The organism is Parcubacteria group bacterium (assembly GCA_016181765.1).
Taxonomy (GTDB): Bacteria; Patescibacteriota; Patescibacteriia; order UBA2169; family UBA2169; genus CG10-46-32.
The window spans coordinates 82,303-98,798 of record JACOYR010000004.1; the positions used below are offsets into that span (position 1 = coordinate 82,303).

The 16,496-nt window shown below is 59.5% G+C and carries 15 protein-coding genes; 5 read left to right on the top strand and 10 right to left on the bottom strand.

The annotated features are described in order from the left end of the window. Position 1: 1 nt before the first annotated feature. The 3 genes from HYT31_02890 to HYT31_02900 form a co-directional block, all read right to left on the bottom strand. On the bottom strand, positions 2–3,151 hold the full coding sequence (locus tag HYT31_02890) for a hypothetical protein (protein MBI2050728.1): 3,150 nt from the start codon (positions 3,149–3,151) through the stop codon (positions 2–4). Continuing rightward, positions 3,151–4,935, bottom strand: a complete 1,785-nt coding sequence (locus tag HYT31_02895) for a hypothetical protein (GenBank protein MBI2050729.1) — start codon at positions 4,933–4,935, stop codon at positions 3,151–3,153. The genes HYT31_02890 and HYT31_02895 overlap by 1 nt, the downstream gene beginning before the upstream one ends. A gap of 220 nt (positions 4,936–5,155) precedes the next feature. Next, positions 5,156–6,898: a hypothetical protein gene (locus tag HYT31_02900; GenBank protein ID MBI2050730.1), complete on the bottom strand. Its 1,743-nt coding sequence runs from the start codon at positions 6,896–6,898 to the stop codon at positions 5,156–5,158. Between the two features lie 286 nt (positions 6,899–7,184). On the opposite strand from HYT31_02900, the gene HYT31_02905 reads away from it, so the two are divergent. The 5 genes from HYT31_02905 to HYT31_02925 are packed head-to-tail and all read left to right on the top strand — an operon-like array spanning position 7,185 to position 11,752. Then, positions 7,185–7,424, top strand: coding sequence for a hypothetical protein (locus HYT31_02905; protein ID MBI2050731.1), 240 nt, complete (start codon positions 7,185–7,187; stop codon positions 7,422–7,424). Continuing rightward, positions 7,421–7,954, top strand: a complete 534-nt coding sequence (locus tag HYT31_02910) for a hypothetical protein (protein ID MBI2050732.1) — start codon at positions 7,421–7,423, stop codon at positions 7,952–7,954. Before HYT31_02905 ends, HYT31_02910 begins: the two co-directional genes overlap by 4 nt. Before the next feature lie 14 nt (positions 7,955–7,968). Next, a complete protein-coding gene (locus HYT31_02915) occupies positions 7,969–8,604 on the top strand; it encodes a hypothetical protein (protein MBI2050733.1) in 636 nt (211 codons plus the stop codon). Between the two features lie 2 nt (positions 8,605–8,606). After that, positions 8,607–9,305, top strand: coding sequence for a hypothetical protein (locus tag HYT31_02920; protein ID MBI2050734.1), 699 nt, complete (start codon positions 8,607–8,609; stop codon positions 9,303–9,305). Between the two features lie 32 nt (positions 9,306–9,337). Next, a complete protein-coding gene (locus HYT31_02925; GenBank protein MBI2050735.1) occupies positions 9,338–11,752 on the top strand; it encodes a M23 family metallopeptidase in 2,415 nt (804 codons plus the stop codon). Positions 11,753–11,944: 192 nt separating this feature from the next. On the opposite strand, the gene secF is transcribed toward HYT31_02925, so the two are convergent. Genes secF through HYT31_02960 form a run of 7 tightly spaced genes read right to left on the bottom strand, consistent with a single transcriptional unit; the run spans position 11,945 to position 16,484 of the window. Further along, complete coding sequence (gene secF / locus HYT31_02930) at positions 11,945–13,030, bottom strand: protein translocase subunit SecF (protein MBI2050736.1); 1,086 nt, start codon at positions 13,028–13,030, stop codon at positions 11,945–11,947. A gap of 6 nt (positions 13,031–13,036) precedes the next feature. Then, entirely contained in the window at positions 13,037–14,731 is a 1,695-nt protein-coding gene (gene secD, locus HYT31_02935) for a protein translocase subunit SecD (GenBank protein MBI2050737.1), read from the bottom strand. Then, positions 14,724–14,957, bottom strand: a complete 234-nt coding sequence (locus tag HYT31_02940; GenBank protein MBI2050738.1) for a hypothetical protein — start codon at positions 14,955–14,957, stop codon at positions 14,724–14,726. The genes secD and HYT31_02940 overlap by 8 nt, the downstream gene beginning before the upstream one ends. Positions 14,958–14,971: 14 nt before the next feature. Beyond that, positions 14,972–15,199 (bottom strand): DUF1653 domain-containing protein, encoded by a 228-nt coding sequence (locus HYT31_02945; protein MBI2050739.1) that lies wholly within the window; start codon positions 15,197–15,199, stop codon positions 14,972–14,974. A gap of 1 nt (position 15,200) precedes the next feature. Further along, entirely contained in the window at positions 15,201–15,809 is a 609-nt protein-coding gene (locus HYT31_02950) for a class I SAM-dependent methyltransferase (GenBank protein MBI2050740.1), read from the bottom strand. Next, positions 15,799–16,230 (bottom strand): putative toxin-antitoxin system toxin component, PIN family, encoded by a 432-nt coding sequence (locus HYT31_02955; protein MBI2050741.1) that lies wholly within the window; start codon positions 16,228–16,230, stop codon positions 15,799–15,801. Before HYT31_02955 ends, HYT31_02950 begins: the two co-directional genes overlap by 11 nt. An 8-nt stretch (positions 16,231–16,238) precedes the next feature. Next, positions 16,239–16,484: a hypothetical protein gene (locus HYT31_02960; protein MBI2050742.1), complete on the bottom strand. Its 246-nt coding sequence runs from the start codon at positions 16,482–16,484 to the stop codon at positions 16,239–16,241. Positions 16,485–16,496 lie beyond the last annotated feature (12 nt).

A 16,496-nucleotide genomic window follows, 5' to 3' on the forward strand; every position in this document is an offset into this window, starting at 1 on the left:
GTTACGGGCCGCCGACAGCTGCGCCGCGGGCCGGGTGCATGACCTGGTTCGGGTAGGTGACTCCGAAGTCCAGGAACCACTCATCCGGCTGGAAGAACTGCGCCGCCAGGATGCAGACCATGTCCGCGGTCGGAATGGTTTCCTTGAACATGCTCCGGATCCTGACCGCTTCCGCGCCGCCTTCGGCAGTGTTCATAACTACATCATGGGCGTACGCGCACCAGTTGGCGAACGCCTGCACCGCGAGGTTTGAGGCCTCCCCGCACTCCAGGCCGCCTGCCTTCGCGCACCTCTCTATCCAGGATTCGTGCGCAGCCTGGTACCGCTTGTGCCGGGACACTAGGTCCAGGGCGTATGCCAACTTCTTTGCCCGAAGGCTCCGTTCCTCAAAACCTCCCAGGTGATTGATGAACCTAACGTGCCACACCCCCCGGGCATCCTGGAACAGCGGGCACTCGGGGTGCATGGGCTCATCCGGGCCAAGGATCGCAACCCGGACTCCCTTCTCGGTTACGAACGAGAGCCGCGCCCATGCCGCATCCGGATGCGCGGGATTGTATTCCGCGATACCCGGATTCAAAAGGAGCGCTGCAGCCGCGCGCCGGTGCCAGCGCGCGGTCTCCTCATCCGCGATCCGCGGGGCGTGCCGGTACCGGCCCAGGGGGAACACGGTCAGAGTCTCGGTGAATCCGCTCCGGTTGGTGTCGTCCCTCCGCTCCCGGGCTTCAGCGTTGATGGCTTCCTCAAGCACGGCATCGTCCTCGCACAAACTTGCGATTGCCGAGCTCGGCAGGGTGTCCACCTGCTTGAACACGAACACAGCGGGAACATCCGCGTAGAATACGCGCACCTCGCCCCTGCTGAACCGGAGCGTTTCAACGAATCCGGCGAGCGATCGGGGGCACACCAGCACCGTGCGCCGGGTCGGGCCCTCAAGTTCCTGCAGACCCTGCTCGTCGATGCGGATGAACGGCTCGGACTCCCGCAGGTGGTCTGCGATGAACTGCCGCGCGTCCGGGTGCCTGGTGAAGAGATCCTCAAACGATACGGAAATACCGTCCGGCACGCCGATGATATCCTCAAACGGGCAATCCGTGCGCGCAAGCGCGTCCGGCGAATCCCAGGAGAACATGGACGCAAAGGCAGATGCAACCGCGCCCTCATCCACAACCAGCGAAGCCGCAAGCGCCTGGTCGTCCGGGAACAGCGAAAGCCGAACCGCCGACTTCTCGGCGCGGCCCTGCACGAGCGCTTTCTCCACCTCATCGCGCGCGCGGCCAACTTCCGCGGCGAGATCATCGCGCGCCGCCGTAAAGAGCGCAATCTGCGCGTCCAGCTCCGCACACACCAGGCCGCGGAGCGCAGCCATTTTGGCGGTGAGCATATGCCGGAGCACGGCTCCCGCAATGGTGCTGATCCCTTGGACCATGGATGATACTGCATCATTCAGGTCCTTGTCGGCTTTCGCGCGCGCGGAAGCGATAGCCGGGGATGGTATATTGAAGAGCGCCCGAAACCATCCCGGTTGCAAGGCCTCGGCCACAGCATGGGAAGACTTCGCGTCCACAACAGCCGAGCCGGCGCTGATCGCGGCAGATCTGTCCGCGGACAGGAAGTGGTCCACGGGCCTCTGCTCGGTTCCCTCTCGCGAGTCAAGGGACACCCGAGCCGCAACAAGCGCATCCAGAACGCGGAGCACTCCCATATTCGGAAGCGCATTGCGGACCCGCGTTCGCAGATCTGTGATGCGGTCGCCCGCAATCCGAAACACTTCTGCTTCCGGCAATTGGGCATCCACGAACTCGGGGATGGACCGGATTGCAGCGACCGTTGCCAAACCGGTTGCCGCGGGATCGTGGATCAGATCCTCCCGAAGCTTGATCTGGTCAAAGACCGGCGCCAGGGACGCGCCCTCGTTAGCCGAGCGCATCACCCGCTGTTCCCACTGCTCTATGGTCCGCCGGGCGCCGGCTTGCGTAATCGGAGCCGCGAGCGCGGCCGGCTCCGAACCCGGATTCCCCTCGCGCATGCGGCCAAGCACTGCCGCGCGCTTGCCGAGCGCCGCGATCCGCGGCAACTCGCGCCAGAGCTCGCACACGTGCAGCGCGATAGAGCTCCACACGAACGGCATGCGCATGGCAGCCGGAACCGCCTTGGCCATGTCCTCGTGCAGCTCAACCGCGAGGAACGATGCCAGTTCCGGAACCTGGGACAAATAGTACAGGTAGTCAGCAACCATCCGCTGGGCGTCCTCAAACGAGAGCGCCTGGTCCTTGTCGTTCTTGCCTTCCACCAGAATGATCTGGCCCAGGCAGCCGGGCTCCACATCCTCGGAAAACCCCGGAAGCAAACCGCCGAAGTGGGGATGGTCTGGATCCGTGCCCAGGAGCACCAACCGGTCCCAGATGCGCGCTGCCGCAGCCATGATGATCTTGTGCCTGCGGTCGCGCTGGGGATCCCCGGTGATCGGGTACAGCTCCGGCCCCAAGACAATGAGGCGCTGGATCAGCCCGGGGTTCATCTGCCACCTCCACGCCGCGTGCATGATCGCGGATGCGAGGCCCGTCCCCCCGGTTCCGGCCACGTAGCTGACCTCGCGATCAGCTGACGCGAGCGACCGGTCCGCGGAGTCAAACGAGGCATCCACAAATGCGAGCCACTGGGTCACGTGCTGGCGCTCCATGGCGTTCAGCGCAGCCGCAATCACGGGCTGCTTGTCCACGCCCGAACGCCCTAGGTTGCACCCCGGAAGCCCGTGCCGGGACTGGAGGAACTGAAGCGGCAGATCACGCTCCCACTCCCTCTCATGCTGCCCAAACACGGCAGTAAAGTTGGTGACCGACCTGCCCAGGACGTACTCCCTAAGCCAGGGCGAGCGCCGAGTCCGGGATAACAGCTTGTTATTGTTGAGGCAGGCGTCTACTGCTCCGATCCGTACCTGCCGGCTGCGGCGCGGGTTTAACCGCAGCATTTGGTCCACCTGCACACCGACCAAGCTGCCCGCGCCGCCGCAGAACTGCATCACGTGCCTTCTGTACCGGGTGTCGGCCGCCTCGTTGGCGGGCTCCGCGGCAACAACCGGCTCATGGCGCTCTGGCGCGCCCGCACCCGGACTTTCGTCCACTGCGGCCGCAACGATTGTGTCTGCCATCAGATGTAAACCTCCTCGGTTGATAGTTCTTGAACTGTTGGTTGGATGACGGCGCTATCTGCCGCAACACTGGGCACTACTGCCCCATCCACCTGGTATGCCTGATTCACTGCATCCAGGATCTGGACTGACTGGGCAACCAGGGGGTACATCTTCCCGGGCTGCATCGGAACCCTGTCTATGCCCGCCGCACTCCCGGAAAGCGGGAACATGCTGCATGGAACGCGCGGGCCGATGTAGATGCCGTTCGGAGTCGGAACGACGGCGATGTTCCTCACCTCAAACCACGTGCTCCTGATCGGCCTCACTTGGCCATTGCAGGCAATGTGCCCCACAACACCGCTGGTATCCTGCGGCAGCGCTCGGCTGGTAACAGTATGCTCGCTCCAGGCCCGCATGCGCCGAGCAGCCACGAAAAGCATCGCAACAGCGAACACAAGGATCGCGGCAATGCCGAGGAGCTTGTCCGGAATCCAATCCCGGTACAGCCATGCCCGCCGCTCCGCGAGAATGGCAGGCCGGTTCCCACGCTCCGTAAGGCTCACGCTCCCATGCGGCACGAGCTTCACCTTGCACGGGACTGGCCGTGAGAGCGGCCAGAGCACGTCCCCGGGAGGCGGCGACTCTTCGTTGAATGCGACAAAGACCTCAACTTCTGCCTTGTCCGGAATCACGAGTCCCTCGGAAAACGGGATTGGCTCGCTTTCGGAACCGCGGATCTTCCAGAACCCGAGCACATGTGCGGCATCGCTTGAGTTCTCGGAATCTGCAACTAGAACCGCAGTAAAAAGCTCGCCGGATGCCCGCGTTGGCGCATCCAGCAAAAGCTCATACACTCCGGCCAAGTACATCTCTCCAAGGCCGGAAACCAAAATCCGGGCCGGCTCGTTAAGATTTGCCCATGAGTAGGAGCCGTTCAGCTCCCGGTCAATGGCCTCAAACCGCTTGCGCACATCAGCCCAGGATCCGGCCGGGTACACCGGGAAATCCGCATTCCCGAACAAGCTGCGCAGGTGCACCTCCCCTGGGTACTCCATATCGCGTGTGTTCACAGACACAAGCTCCACCGAGAACATGCCTTTGCGTTCCTGCGGAACGCGGGACATGCACTCCTGGAGCGCTTCCTGGAAAAACCACGAATCCTGGCCGGCAGGCTCATCATTCCAGCCGTCTCCCACAATGGTCGCGTGGAACCGGATTCCGGACTCTTTCAACTCAATGAACCCGTTCTCCATGTCAGTCAGGAGCGGGAGCGCGTAGTTGGTGTACGCGGTTTCGGCTTTCCCGAAAGCGTGCCTGGTCAGGTAGTCCTTTACCATTGCGGCAAGTACTGCGCGCCCCGAGTCCGAGGCTGCCGTTGGCCAGGGCACATAGCTCGTACCCACCAGGCGCACGGTTACTTTGTTCGCGCCGGACACGGCAAGAATCCGGTCGCGGACAATTGCCGCGGCCTCGTCACGTTCCTCCTCTGAAAGCGAAGCCGAGATGTCCAAATACACCACCTCATGGTACGTGCCGTTGGGCGTGTTCCACCCAGGAACCTCAACGCCGCCGTGCACAGGCAAGGCTGATTCCGCCGCTGGCGCGGCGCGCTCAACCAAAGGCGCGCTTACACCGGCCGTATCACGATCCCACACCGTACGAACCGGAGGGACCATGGTCTCCCCGGTGTGCGATGGGTCATCATCCGGAACACCCATATTGGGGTCAAAACCGCACCCGAACACGGAAACAGTCCCTAACGCGGCAGCGCACAACGCCAAAAACAACTTTCTCTCGCGCATTTCGGCATCCCTCCCGTGAATAGTGCGAGTGATTGCTTACTGATTGTCAATGTTCTGTTTTTGTTTGCTAGATGATATTTATACTATATTATATTAGAATTGTCAATAATTTTCAAAAAAAGAACCCTCTGCCTCTCAAAACCGAGAAAGACAGAGGGTTTTGGACGTATGGCCAACAAACAATAGCGAGTGTACAGAGTGAACAGCTACTGGGTGCGGCTCACTCCCTTGCCTTCGGGCGCGTTGCGCGTCCGCGCACCGGATGCGCTTCACGGCCATTGTCTTGCCCTGGACCCGATGTATCCGCAAGCCGTGCCGACTCGGGTGCCGGCTTGCCGCGCTCCAGCGCAGGCCGGGCTTCTCCGCCGAGCAGTGCGGCTGCGTCCAGGCGGAATCCATCCTGAATCCCGCGGTCCGACATGCCTGCCGCGCGCAAGGCAATGGCTGCCTGCACGCGAGTGCTCTCGCTGTTGATAAGCCCGGCGGCTTCATTGAGCCGCGCCCGGACAGCCGGAATCGTATTCGCGACAATAACGACGCGTGCCTGTATGTCCACTTCCGAGACGCGCCGCGCCACCTCGGCTTGCGCGTGGGCCTCAACCGCGTCCTTGAGCTCCTGGTCGCGCTGTGCGATCCCCTCCTCCAGACTCTTGAGGAGCGGCCGCACGAACTCTTCGCGCGCAACCTGGAGCACGATCAGAGTGAGCGCTTCGCGGTCAGCGCCTGGAATGCGGTCCAGAAACTCCTGGACTTTAGGACGCTGATCTTCTGTGCGCTTCTTCAGCCGCGCTTCTTCTGCCTCGAGGCTCGCGCGCTTCTCTTCCAGCTTCGCGATGAGTTCCGTGCGGTCATCAGGCGTGATTCGCGCATCATTCCTGACCTGCTGTCCGATGCTTGGAACGGACCCGAGGTCCGCCCTTTCAATCGCGCGGCCAAGGCCAGTAAGCGCGTTTGCGCGCTGCTTTTCCTTGAGCTCTGCCTCGCGTTCATCAAGCGCGTGGTAGAGCTCATCCTTGCGCTCCCGGGAAATCGCGGCAGCCGCCACGATTTCCCGCGTCGCCGCAACGTCGTCCGTGCCCTTGACCGCGGCTGTGAGGTGTACCTCGGCGCGCTTCTCCCACGCGGCTATGAGCCGTGCCGCGTTCTCCGCGTCCAAGGCTCCCGTCTGGGCGCTCTCGGACACACGGCCGCGAATCGGCCAGAACTTGTCCCGACCCTCGGAAGCGATGGACGCGCTGATCTCGCGAACCAGAGCTTCCTGCGCCTCCTCGCGCTTGCGGATGTGCTCCGGCGGCCGGACATCAACCGTCACGTCCTTGAACGAAAACACGTTGCCCTCGTTCGCAAGCCCCGCAAGCGCGCCCTTCATAGCATCTCGAATCTCGCTTGCAAGCTGTGACTCCCGGGACACGCCTGCATGTCCCGGCAACCCGAGAACCCTGTGCTCGGAGTATGTCCGGCTGCCGAGAATCTCGGCAAACGGGCTTGTGAGCATGTCCCGAGCAGCCTGCCAATCCCCGGACAGGACGTACGGCAGGCCCTGCTGGGTGCGCGCGAGCAACGCAGGCATGCTGGCGACCTGGGCCGTGCCGCAGACTACCACGTCCAGTGGAATTGCCTCGCCCGCGCCAGGCTTGGTCGGAATGCCCGGGTAGATCCACTGGAAGCTGAACGTGTTCGTGTGTACCACAAATGGCATCATGCTGTCTATCGCCGGGCTCTCGCCCCGGGCGACGACCCGAAGCCCTGTCGGCGTCATCACGAGGAATGTGGCGCCGGCGCGCGAGAGCAAGCGCCTGCGGACCGGTGCCAATTTCGCGGCGAGCGATGCTCTCGGCGCCGTGATGATGAGGGGCACCGCACCAGACTGGTCACCCCTCCCCAGAAACTCCAGGTCCTCGGACACATTGACTCGGTCCAGCGTTGTGACGCTGGTCCCGGTTACTGCAATCTTCTGTGCCATCACTTGCCCCTCCTTCAGGTGGGCGTACTTGCGCAAAGGTTAGGGTTGATTCAGCGAATTTGTACACAACACTGATTTTCAAATAACAACAAAACTACAGTTAGTTATACATAATTGCTTATTTTTGTCAAGTTTTTGCACATTGACAAATAAATAGAAATGTGATATTAAGACTAAAGAAATCTAACTCGGTCGTTGACAACCTATTATTTAGGATACAACACAAACAAAATCACCTGACTTCCCGCAACTTCCACAGCGCAACTATTGCGAAGGAGATGATCGCATGAACGCAGCAACAGCGCCTGGCCAAAGCCAGACAGTGGAACAGGCCAGGGAACGCGCGCGCCAGAAAGCGGCGCAGATCACGGAACAGATGGCTGTGGCAAAGACCGCGGCCGCTGTCCGGGCTATCCTGGACACCCTGCCCGGCGCAAACCAGGTCGGCGAACTTACGCCTGATGATTTGGCCAGGCTTACGGAGCATGGCCAGTCCCTGGAGCCGAGCCGACCCCAGCCGCAATGACGAACAAGCGCGCGCACATCAAGCGCGTGCTCATCCGGTGCGGCGAGTTTGATCTCGCCCGCGCGCGGACCGTGGGCCTCGTCACGCCATTCCTGGGAACTAAGCCAAAGCGCTGGAGAAAAGAGCGCACAGGCGGGCTGCTGGACGGTCCGCAGTACCACGCGGAAAACCCGGACGACACACAAGAAATCCGGGATCACCTAAAGGCGCTCGCAGATACCCGGCGCAGAAGCATCAAGCGCGCGCGCCGATGGTTTTGCCTGTGCTCGCTCATACTACTCTTCGCGGGCCCGGTCCTGGTGATGCTTACCAAGGCTCCGGTCACCCGTCTAGATATCATCCCGTTCATTGTGCGCCATCCCTTCATGATGGCGGCAGTTCCGATCTCATTCGCGGCGATCCTCGCCGCGAACCGCATTCCAGGACATGGCATCGCGTGGATAGGGGCGCTCCAGGGAAACTGGATGGCCAAACTCTTCGCTATCACGGCCTGGATCTGGCTCTTCACCATGATACTCACCCACTCCTAGAAGCAGAGGCTACCATGAATCAGCAACAGCGCGGAGGCCAAGGCCGCCGCAACAGAAACCGCGGAGGTGGCGGGCAGGGCGGCAACGCCCTGAACATCCCAGGTGTTCCGCAGCAGGTAATCAGGAACGCGCTGGACCAGATAGAGGTCGGCGAACTCGGAGATGAAATCCTTGACCATCTGCAGGCAGACGGCCGAAGAGCTGAAGAGAGGCACAGGGCCGACATCGCCAAGATGGCCGCTGAAACCGATCGTGTCAAAGTAGAAACCGAAGCAAAGCGGGCTACGGACGCGAGGGCTGCCGAAAAAGATCGCAAAGAGGCGGAATCCGCGTCCAAGGCTTCGCGGCAGAAAGCGAACTTCTTGGTTGCGCAAGCCTTGTCCGAGTACCTTGCGAGCATCAACGGCATCACGGCGCTCGCAGAGCTCCATCGCAGGCGGATCACGGTCCAGTTCCTGGACAAACTCACTCCGGCTGCATTGGAGCACTTCCGCGCCTCGCTCGGGCAGATGGCTCAAGAGGGCGCCGAAAACACGTCCGATAAAATCCAAAAAATACTTGCGCTACTCGGGAAAACCGAGAGCGACACCGAACGGTTCCGCATCGCATGTGCGCTCGGGCTCTTGCCCGAGCAGTACCAGAGGAGTTGAAGATGAAAAAACTCAATGAGATATTCAACAAATTGTTTGAAGAGACGGTTGGCCAGGTTGGCGCGGGCTTTGTGAACCGGACCATCCTCGGAGGGAGCGGGGAACCGGTGCAGGTATCGGTTCCACGGATCTCGGGGCTGCATACGTTCCGCGCGGGCATTCTGCCGAGCCTCGGGCTTGCTGATGAAAGCGCGTTCGGCGGGGACATAGCCCTGTTCAATGAATGGGCCGCCAGACTCTACGGCACATCCGCAAATCCGGTCATTGCCGAGTTCATCGGGAAGTTGGTGCGCCTGCGCCAAACCGAGCCCTGGAGGGCAACACTCCTGCGCGTCATCATCACCAAGCATCCACACGAGGCCGCGCAGCGCCAGATACTCGTATTCCTCGCGAACAGCAGCGGGTACGACGATTTCTACAACAGAGTCTGCATGCTCGTTCCGGAGAAGCAGTTGTCAACCAAAGCCGGCGAGTGGCTGCGCCGAAACGTCCTGAATTGGGGCGCCGTAAAGAAACACGCGCGCTCCGGCCGAGATTTCACTGTGCGGCACGCGCGGCGCGGCGACAGCTATGTCGCCCGCACCGCGGTACCCCCGGTCCGCGCAAAGCGCGTGGCGTGGAACGCAAGCCTGGATCGCACAGCGCGCCGCATTGAGCAGAACGGCGGCAGGCTCTCCACTAAGTGGTGGCTCCCCTTCTGAACCCAACACACCAAAAACAAGGAGTAAGGACAATGAGCGGACTTCTGAAAGAACTGCTGGAAATCCTCCTGGGATTCCTGCGGTTTGACTTCCGGGTCACGTGGGCAGTCGCATCCGGCGCCGCCAGGCGCCTGTTTGTCTCCATCGGCATTGAGCTCATCGCCATCGTGGCCTTCGCCGCCCTGGCGCAGTTCAATCCGTACTGGTATCTGGCCTGCGCCGGTGCCACTCTGGCCATCTCCGTGTACCAGTACGCGTTTCTCGCGGCAATCACGATTCCCATGGCCGCGAATTTCGCGCTTGAGCATCAGCTCTCGCTGGTCCTGGTCCAGATTCTGGGTGCGGCCCAAGTGCCGCTCGCCAAAATCGCAACTGCGGTAGCCGAGTTCCGGGGGAAGATCGGCCAGATCATCGCCCAGCCCGAAGGGGAAATCGGCGATTCCATCATGACGCTCCTCCTCCAAGTTGTAAGGCCATTGGAGCTGCCGAACGCCATCGTGAACCTGGCCGCGGATCCCATGATCGCGGTTATCAGGGCCGTGGACAAATCCATCCAGGAGCTGCCCGGAAAAACCTGGCAGCAAATCAAAAAGGTTGCCGGCCCGGTGCTCTCCGGCTTCCTGGTGTTCCAGTGGTTCAGTGTCGCCGGATGGGCGCTGCTCGCGGCGAGCCCGCCCGCCATCGTGTGGGCTCCGATATTCGCGGCAGCAGTCGGCGCGATTCTCACGCTGCTCGCGATTCCAAGCCGCAAAGAACAACACCCGCGCACGCGGTTTGAGAATGCCATGCTCTGGGTGCTCGGTGTGTCTCTCGTGTACGCAGCCTACATGTACTACGATGAATCGCTGTTCGTGCTCCCGCTGCTCGTGGTGCCGATCATGGCCGCACTCCTCTTTGCCCTCGCGTGTTGGGGATTGCGGTTTGGAGGCAGCATGCTGGTACTGGTTGTGGGTGTATGGGGCATTGTCTCGCCCCAGCACTGGCTCGCAACCCGGAACTCGTTCGGCGGCTTGAACCAGAGCGCGCCCGAGTACGCGGAAGTGCGCAATCCCTGCCAGGCGTACCAGCCTGGCCGCGGCAGGACCTACGTCCGTGATCCGACCATCAAGCCCCTCAAAGAGGGAGATGTATTGCGGCTCGCGCGCAGCTCTTCGTTTGAGTCTCCGACAAGCGATTCAAAAGACAACCTCTGGCTGGAAATGGTTGGAGTGGTTGATGTTGCCACGGGTATGGTTGACCCAGGCGCCAAGAACTTCTGGGTACCCTTGGGCTACGTCAAGCAAACCGGCTGGGATCCTGCGGAGGTGGCAGTCGGCGCAACCGGAGGCGCGCAGGGCGCCTTGCCCTACAATCCCTACGCCATCTGGGACCAGACCGCAGAACCGCCGGTCAAAGTGGCAAGCTTCAACCCGGGGTTGGACGCGCCCGCCGAAGTGCGGCCCAACACCACTCCGCTCATGCACCCGCTCGGCGACTACCGCATCACGCCCATTGTCTACTATGGCACCATCCGGCAACGGGACGGCATGCGGAACTGGAGCGATGTGTTCCCGGCTTCCGTTGGCACGCCAGTGCGCGCTGGCGCGGCAGGAACCGTGATCGCCGTGCATCCGGCCAAACGCCACGAGGTAAGCGCTATCGTGCTTCGCCACGACAACAGTGAACGAGGCACGTTCTACACGCGCTACCTGGAGGTGGGCACGATCCTGGTTGCCGTGGGAAACACAGTCAGCCAGGGAGATACTATCGCGCGATCCGACGGCAGGCCCGGAGCCAGCGGTACAATGAGCGACGCGCAAGAACCCCACATCGGGTTTGAGGTGTGGGCCGTCGTAGAGGGTCCCAACACCTGGTTTCCGGTGGACACTATGCGGTGGATCAATGGAGTGGCCGCCCAGAAAGTGGTGATAGCGCCCCAGGAATTCACCGCCTACCCCCTGTACCCCATCCCCGGAACCGAAGACGAGTATGAGGTTCCGGTCAACCGGCCCGTAAGTATTCTCGCGGACCGCGTACGGTTGGGGAATCTAGTGGACATCCGGGTTCTCTCTCCAGAAGCGGGCTATGTCATCAACGGCCGGGAGGAACACCGCGCCTACTTCCGGGAGCCCATCGCGCTGTTGGGCAAACCGTACCCCAAGGTCAAGGGTACGGACGCGTTCGTGTGGCAGACCTACTCCTTCTACACGGACCACGAACAGGCAAAGTACGGCCAGCTCATTGCCGGCATCAACGGCTTTGAGACTGCGTATGGCCTGCACTACGGCGCAACGAGGTTCACGGCGGAGGAAGACGGCGCCGTCTGCATCGGCATCAACGAGGCGGTGGGCATCCGCGCGAATAACGAGCGCTTGGTGGATGCGTCCGCCGACAACTACGTCAGGGACTCAACCCGTGATGTGGTCCGCGTCAAGGTCGCCATCAGGCGCGGCGGTTCCGCAATCTGAATCACATATCAACTAGGAGGGGAAACACAAAAACAAAAACACAAAACATATGCGGCGTAACGCTCGCATATGTTCGTTCGTTCCACTGCGCCAATGCAGTCGGTCCCCCGCCTATTGATAGGTCAAGTCTGATCTCTCAAGCGGGGGATCTTTTTTTACGCAAATTTCCTCAAGGGTTTCCCTCTCAATTTCCTATTTCCTGCTCCGCTTCTCCCACGCAACGAGCAGGGGGGACGCGAGGAAGATGGACGAGTAGGTTCCGGCAACCACGCCGATCATCAGAGCCAGCACAAAGTTCTTGATGGACTCCCCGCCGAAGAGGTACACCGCGAGCAGAACAACGAACGTGGTAAGGGCTGTAAACACGGACCTGCGGACAGTTTCGTTGACGCTCGTGTTCACGATCCATTCAAACTCGTGCTTCCAGTGGTCGCGGGACAAATTCTCCCGCGTCCTGTCAAACACCACAATGGTGTCATTCACTGAGTACCCGAGGATGGTTAAAAGCGCCGTCACAAACAGGATGTCCACCTCAACGCCCGCAAGCTTTCCCAACACCGCGAATATGCCCGTGGGGATTGCCACGTCATGGATGAGAGCAATAATTGCGGTGATGCCGTACTTCCAGCTGGAGACGGGCTTGGACACTTTCCGGAACGCCCAGGCAATGTAGAGTATAATGGAAATAATCACCGCAATGATGGCGTACGCGGACTTCTGCTTGAGCTCCTGCCCAATGGTCGGGCCGATTGACTCAAACCTATCTTCACTTACAAGCACAAGCCCGCCAATGGTAGTGACCGGCGATGAGATAACCGCTCCCCCGTCGCCCTCAACCTGAATGTCAACGGGGTTGCCCTGGCTGTCAGTTGCCTGAATCTTGGGTACTCCGGCAGGAGCGCTCTCTGGCTTGGCAGCCTCTTTGGAGCGTTCACTCTCGGGCAGTTGGCCAGCGAACTCCGTATTCAAGCGCCCCGCAATGGCCTGGTGCTCTTCCTCGCTTATATCCCGAAACCGCAGTAAAAACCCATGCTCCCCGGTTTTCTGGACCTGCACTGAATCAATAAGTTTTGTTCCATTCTCATCAGGGCGGGTGAGTATTTCGGCGATGGATGCGGCATCAGCCTCAATCCGCTCGTCAACCGTAATTTCCAAGAGCGATCCGCCCGTAAAATCAATGCCCAAGCGCAAGCCGAATACCGCAACCGCAAGAACGCTTGCTCCGACGAGCACCCCTGAAATGGCGAAATAGATGTTGCTGTGCTTGATGATTTGCATAGGATATTAGGCGCCCCAGAGCCACCTCTGCTTGGAGAGCCATCTGCTGCGGCCCGCGAATTCAATAAACACGCGCGTGATGATGATGGCGCTGAACATGGAAACCAGGACCCCGATGCCGAGCGTAATGGCAAAGCCCTTTACCACGCTGGAACCGAACCACGCGAGGATCAGGCACGTGATGAGCGTTGATGCGTTTGAGTCGCGGATGGAATTCCACGCGCGGTCAAAGGCAACCCCAACCGCGTGCCCGAACGCATTGCCCAGGCGCAGCTCTTCCCGGAGCCGCTCAAAAATCAAAACATTCGCGTCCACGGCCATGCCGATGGAGAGCAAGAACCCGGCAATGCCGGCCAAGGTCAGGGTGACGGGAATGAGCTTGAAAAACGAAAACACGATTGCCGCGTACCACACGAGCGCGAGAACGGCGAGCAAGCCCGCGGCCCGATAGATGCCGAGCATGAGGAGCCCTACGAGCGCGAATCCGATTAAGCCCGCGGTAATGCTCTTTGCAACCGAGGCAGTGCCAAGCGTGGGGCCCACGGTCTGCTGGGAAATGAGGTTAATGGGCACGGGCAATGCCCCGGCGTTCAAGCGTTCCACGAGCTCGCGCGCCTCGGGAATAGTGAAATTTCCGGTGATGACCGCCTGGCCGCCCGGGATCCGGTTCTGCACCACGGGCGCGGAAATCAAACCTCCGTCAAGAAAAATGCCAATGCGCTTTCCCACGTTTTTGTCCGTGAGCTCTTCAAACAGCCTGGCTCCCTCATCATCAAACTGCAAGCCGACCTGGCTGGCCCCGGAGTAGCTGTCAAACTGCACTTCACTGCGATTGAGCTGCTTGCCGCCGAGCTCGGTTTGGGCCCAGGGCTGGTAGTCCGGCACGTCCCCTTCCAGGCTCTGGGTGCGGAACAGGATGTGCCGTGCGCGCACCTCTTCCGCTTCAAAACCCGTATCATCCGTAACCACGCGCGATTCCAGGCGCTGGATGATGTGGTACCCGAACTCGGTTTCAACGGGCTCAAGCGTGGTTTCGCCTTCCCCGACAAGCTCGCCATAGAGCACGTCCCCGAAGGGCTTCACTAAAAGTTCACGCCGCATGAAACCCAAATCCCCGCCCGCTTGCGCGCTGCCCGGGTCCTCGGAGAGTTCAGTCGCAAGCTCCGCAAAGTTCTGGCCTTGCGCATCTATGATTTTCTGGATGGTTTCTTCGGCTTTCTTGAACTGGGAAGCGTTGAACTGCTCGCGCTTTGCCCGTTCTTCCGCGCTTACGGGCACTGGTTCCGGAGCAATGGCTTCGGTCTTAAATTCCAAGAGCGGGGTTGCGCCGATCTGGCGAATGGCTTCGTTGACATCAAACACGCCGGCAAGCTCCACAATGATGCGCAGGTGCTCACCAACTTTCGCGGTCTGCACCACGGGCTCGGAAACGCCCAGGGCATTGACTCTCGCCTCTATGACGTCGCGCACTCCGGAAATCGCGGTCTCGGCGTCATCCAGCCCAACCTGGGACGTGTCAGCCTCATAGACGAGATGCGCGCCTCCCTGCAAATCAAGCCCCAGGTGGGTCCTGAACCGCTCAAACCAGTACTTTGCCGGCCATTTCGCGGGGAGCGTGTCAAGAAAAATAGACCCGGAAATAAATCCAAGGACTATGATGAGCGCGAATAGTATCCAAACTTGTTGCCGGGTGCTAGCCATGATGCTGTTTCATCTCAAAATCTTCCAAAACATCCCCTTCAGAGAGCCCTTTCCCTTTGAGCGCCTCGCGTACGGTTCGCGCGCCCGCGAGGAATGTATCCTTTTTCAACAACAAAATTCGGTGCTTAAGGGCATCCTCAACAAACGACTTCTCGCTCGCATAGCCATGCGCTTTTGCAGCGGAAGAAACCTCTTTTTCCAATGTTTCTGATAAAGTAACAACCATATGAGCTTATAGTATCATAATATGCACTTACCGGCAATGTACTCAAATCTTTTTACGTTGCGGCCGTCCACTTCCACTTCTCCCATAAACATCGCCAAAGGCCGCACCCATAAACGGGACGCTGTATTGTTATAAAGCGCTTCATACACCACAAGGTCTTCCAGGGTTTCGCTGTGCTTTGCCGGCCCGATAACCCGATACTCGCCGCCCTTGTAGTGCCTGTATATTCCTAATGCAAGCATGTTATTTCCTTCCGATAATCTGCAGCCAAGTGGTTTTATGCATTGGCGTGGCAGATTCAAATACTGCTTCCATACCAAGTTCTTTTAGATAGCCGCGCAATTCTTCCTTGGTAAAATAACTGAAAAACCGTTCGTATTGGTATCCATAACCCTCCTCAACCACAACCTGTTCCTCGTCCTGCCCCTCCCACTTCTCTTTGACTGCAATGTAGAGATGTCCGCCTTTTTTCAATCGGCTGGCCAGGCCTTTCAGTACGGCAATGACTTCTTTTTTTGGAATGTGCAGAAGTGAAGCTTGGCTAAAAATTCCATCAAACTCCCGCTCAAGCGTTCCGGCATCTTTCATGTCTATCACTAAAAACTCAACACCCGGAACGTCCCGCTTGGCGATTTCAATCAGCTTATCGGAAAAATCAATGCCTAAAACACACAGTCCTTTTTCCGAAAGATATTTTGATTTAACACCCGCGCCGCAACCCACGTCCAGCACAGAACCGCCTTTCGGCAAAAACGAAACAAACGCATCTGTTCCCTCAACCCACCATGAATCACTCTTATGATCTTTATACCAATCTTCCGCGATTCGATTGTAGGTGTCTTTAAGATTCATGCGAGCCGCCTATCTTTGTTAAAAATTCAGTCGGCGCAACAATGGGAATGCCATCAAATGACCCCAACTCCAGGAGGTGGCGGTCTCCGGAAACGATAAAGGAAGCCCGGGCCGCAAGCGCGCAGGATAAGAACTTGTCGTCTTTTGGATCCTCGGCAACCACATCAATCGGAAACCGCTCTCCCGGAACGTACTCTGCTACCTCCCAAAACTCCTCTACCAAAGCCTGCGGCGTTTTTCCGATTGACGCAAATACGCGCGTGAACTTTGGCCGGTTGAGCACGTCCAGCAGCTCATCCATTGTATCCCGCGACACGCACAGGGTAATGACTCCTGACCGCGCAAACTCAAAAATGTCGCTCGTGCTCCCGCGCCACAGCAACGCTGATACCAAAACGTTCGTGTCCAGCACTACGCGCATACCAACTGCTATGGCCGCCCGGAACGAACCTCACGAACCGTGTCATCAATATCTTTTGCCGTAATGCCCCTCCCCGCGGACTTAAGCTTTTTCCAGGTCTTCCAAAATTCCGGCTCCGGCTCCGGCACCCGCTTGAGCGTAATCATGTCTTCCGATGAAATCATAAGCACGTCAGCGCCTTCCCAGGACTTTTGCAGATCCTTGGGCAAAAAATCCACTTTGTCCTTATCAAGTTTTACCGTCTGCGTGGTCATAGTATCTGTATG

Bases quoted from the DNA above. Each gene is read 5' to 3' on its own strand.
- HYT31_02890 (MBI2050728.1), bottom strand. From the start codon at position 3,151: ATGGCAGACACAATCGTTGCGGCCGCAGTGGACGAAAGTCCGGGTGCG.
- HYT31_02895 (MBI2050729.1), bottom strand. From the start codon at position 4,935: ATGCGCGAGAGAAAGTTGTTTTTGGCGTTGTGCGCTGCCGCGTTAGGG.
- HYT31_02900 (MBI2050730.1), bottom strand. From the start codon at position 6,898: ATGGCACAGAAGATTGCAGTAACCGGGACCAGCGTCACAACGCTGGAC.
- HYT31_02905 (MBI2050731.1), top strand. From the start codon at position 7,185: ATGAACGCAGCAACAGCGCCTGGCCAAAGCCAGACAGTGGAACAGGCC.
- HYT31_02910 (MBI2050732.1), top strand. From the start codon at position 7,421: ATGACGAACAAGCGCGCGCACATCAAGCGCGTGCTCATCCGGTGCGGC.
- HYT31_02915 (MBI2050733.1), top strand. From the start codon at position 7,969: ATGAATCAGCAACAGCGCGGAGGCCAAGGCCGCCGCAACAGAAACCGC.
- HYT31_02920 (MBI2050734.1), top strand. From the start codon at position 8,607: ATGAAAAAACTCAATGAGATATTCAACAAATTGTTTGAAGAGACGGTT.
- HYT31_02925 (MBI2050735.1), top strand. From the start codon at position 9,338: ATGAGCGGACTTCTGAAAGAACTGCTGGAAATCCTCCTGGGATTCCTG.
- secF (MBI2050736.1), bottom strand. From the start codon at position 13,030: ATGCAAATCATCAAGCACAGCAACATCTATTTCGCCATTTCAGGGGTG.
- secD (MBI2050737.1), bottom strand. From the start codon at position 14,731: ATGGCTAGCACCCGGCAACAAGTTTGGATACTATTCGCGCTCATCATA.
- HYT31_02940 (MBI2050738.1), bottom strand. From the start codon at position 14,957: ATGGTTGTTACTTTATCAGAAACATTGGAAAAAGAGGTTTCTTCCGCT.
- HYT31_02945 (MBI2050739.1), bottom strand. From the start codon at position 15,199: ATGCTTGCATTAGGAATATACAGGCACTACAAGGGCGGCGAGTATCGG.
- HYT31_02950 (MBI2050740.1), bottom strand. From the start codon at position 15,809: ATGAATCTTAAAGACACCTACAATCGAATCGCGGAAGATTGGTATAAA.
- HYT31_02955 (MBI2050741.1), bottom strand. From the start codon at position 16,230: ATGCGCGTAGTGCTGGACACGAACGTTTTGGTATCAGCGTTGCTGTGG.
- HYT31_02960 (MBI2050742.1), bottom strand. From the start codon at position 16,484: ATGACCACGCAGACGGTAAAACTTGATAAGGACAAAGTGGATTTTTTG.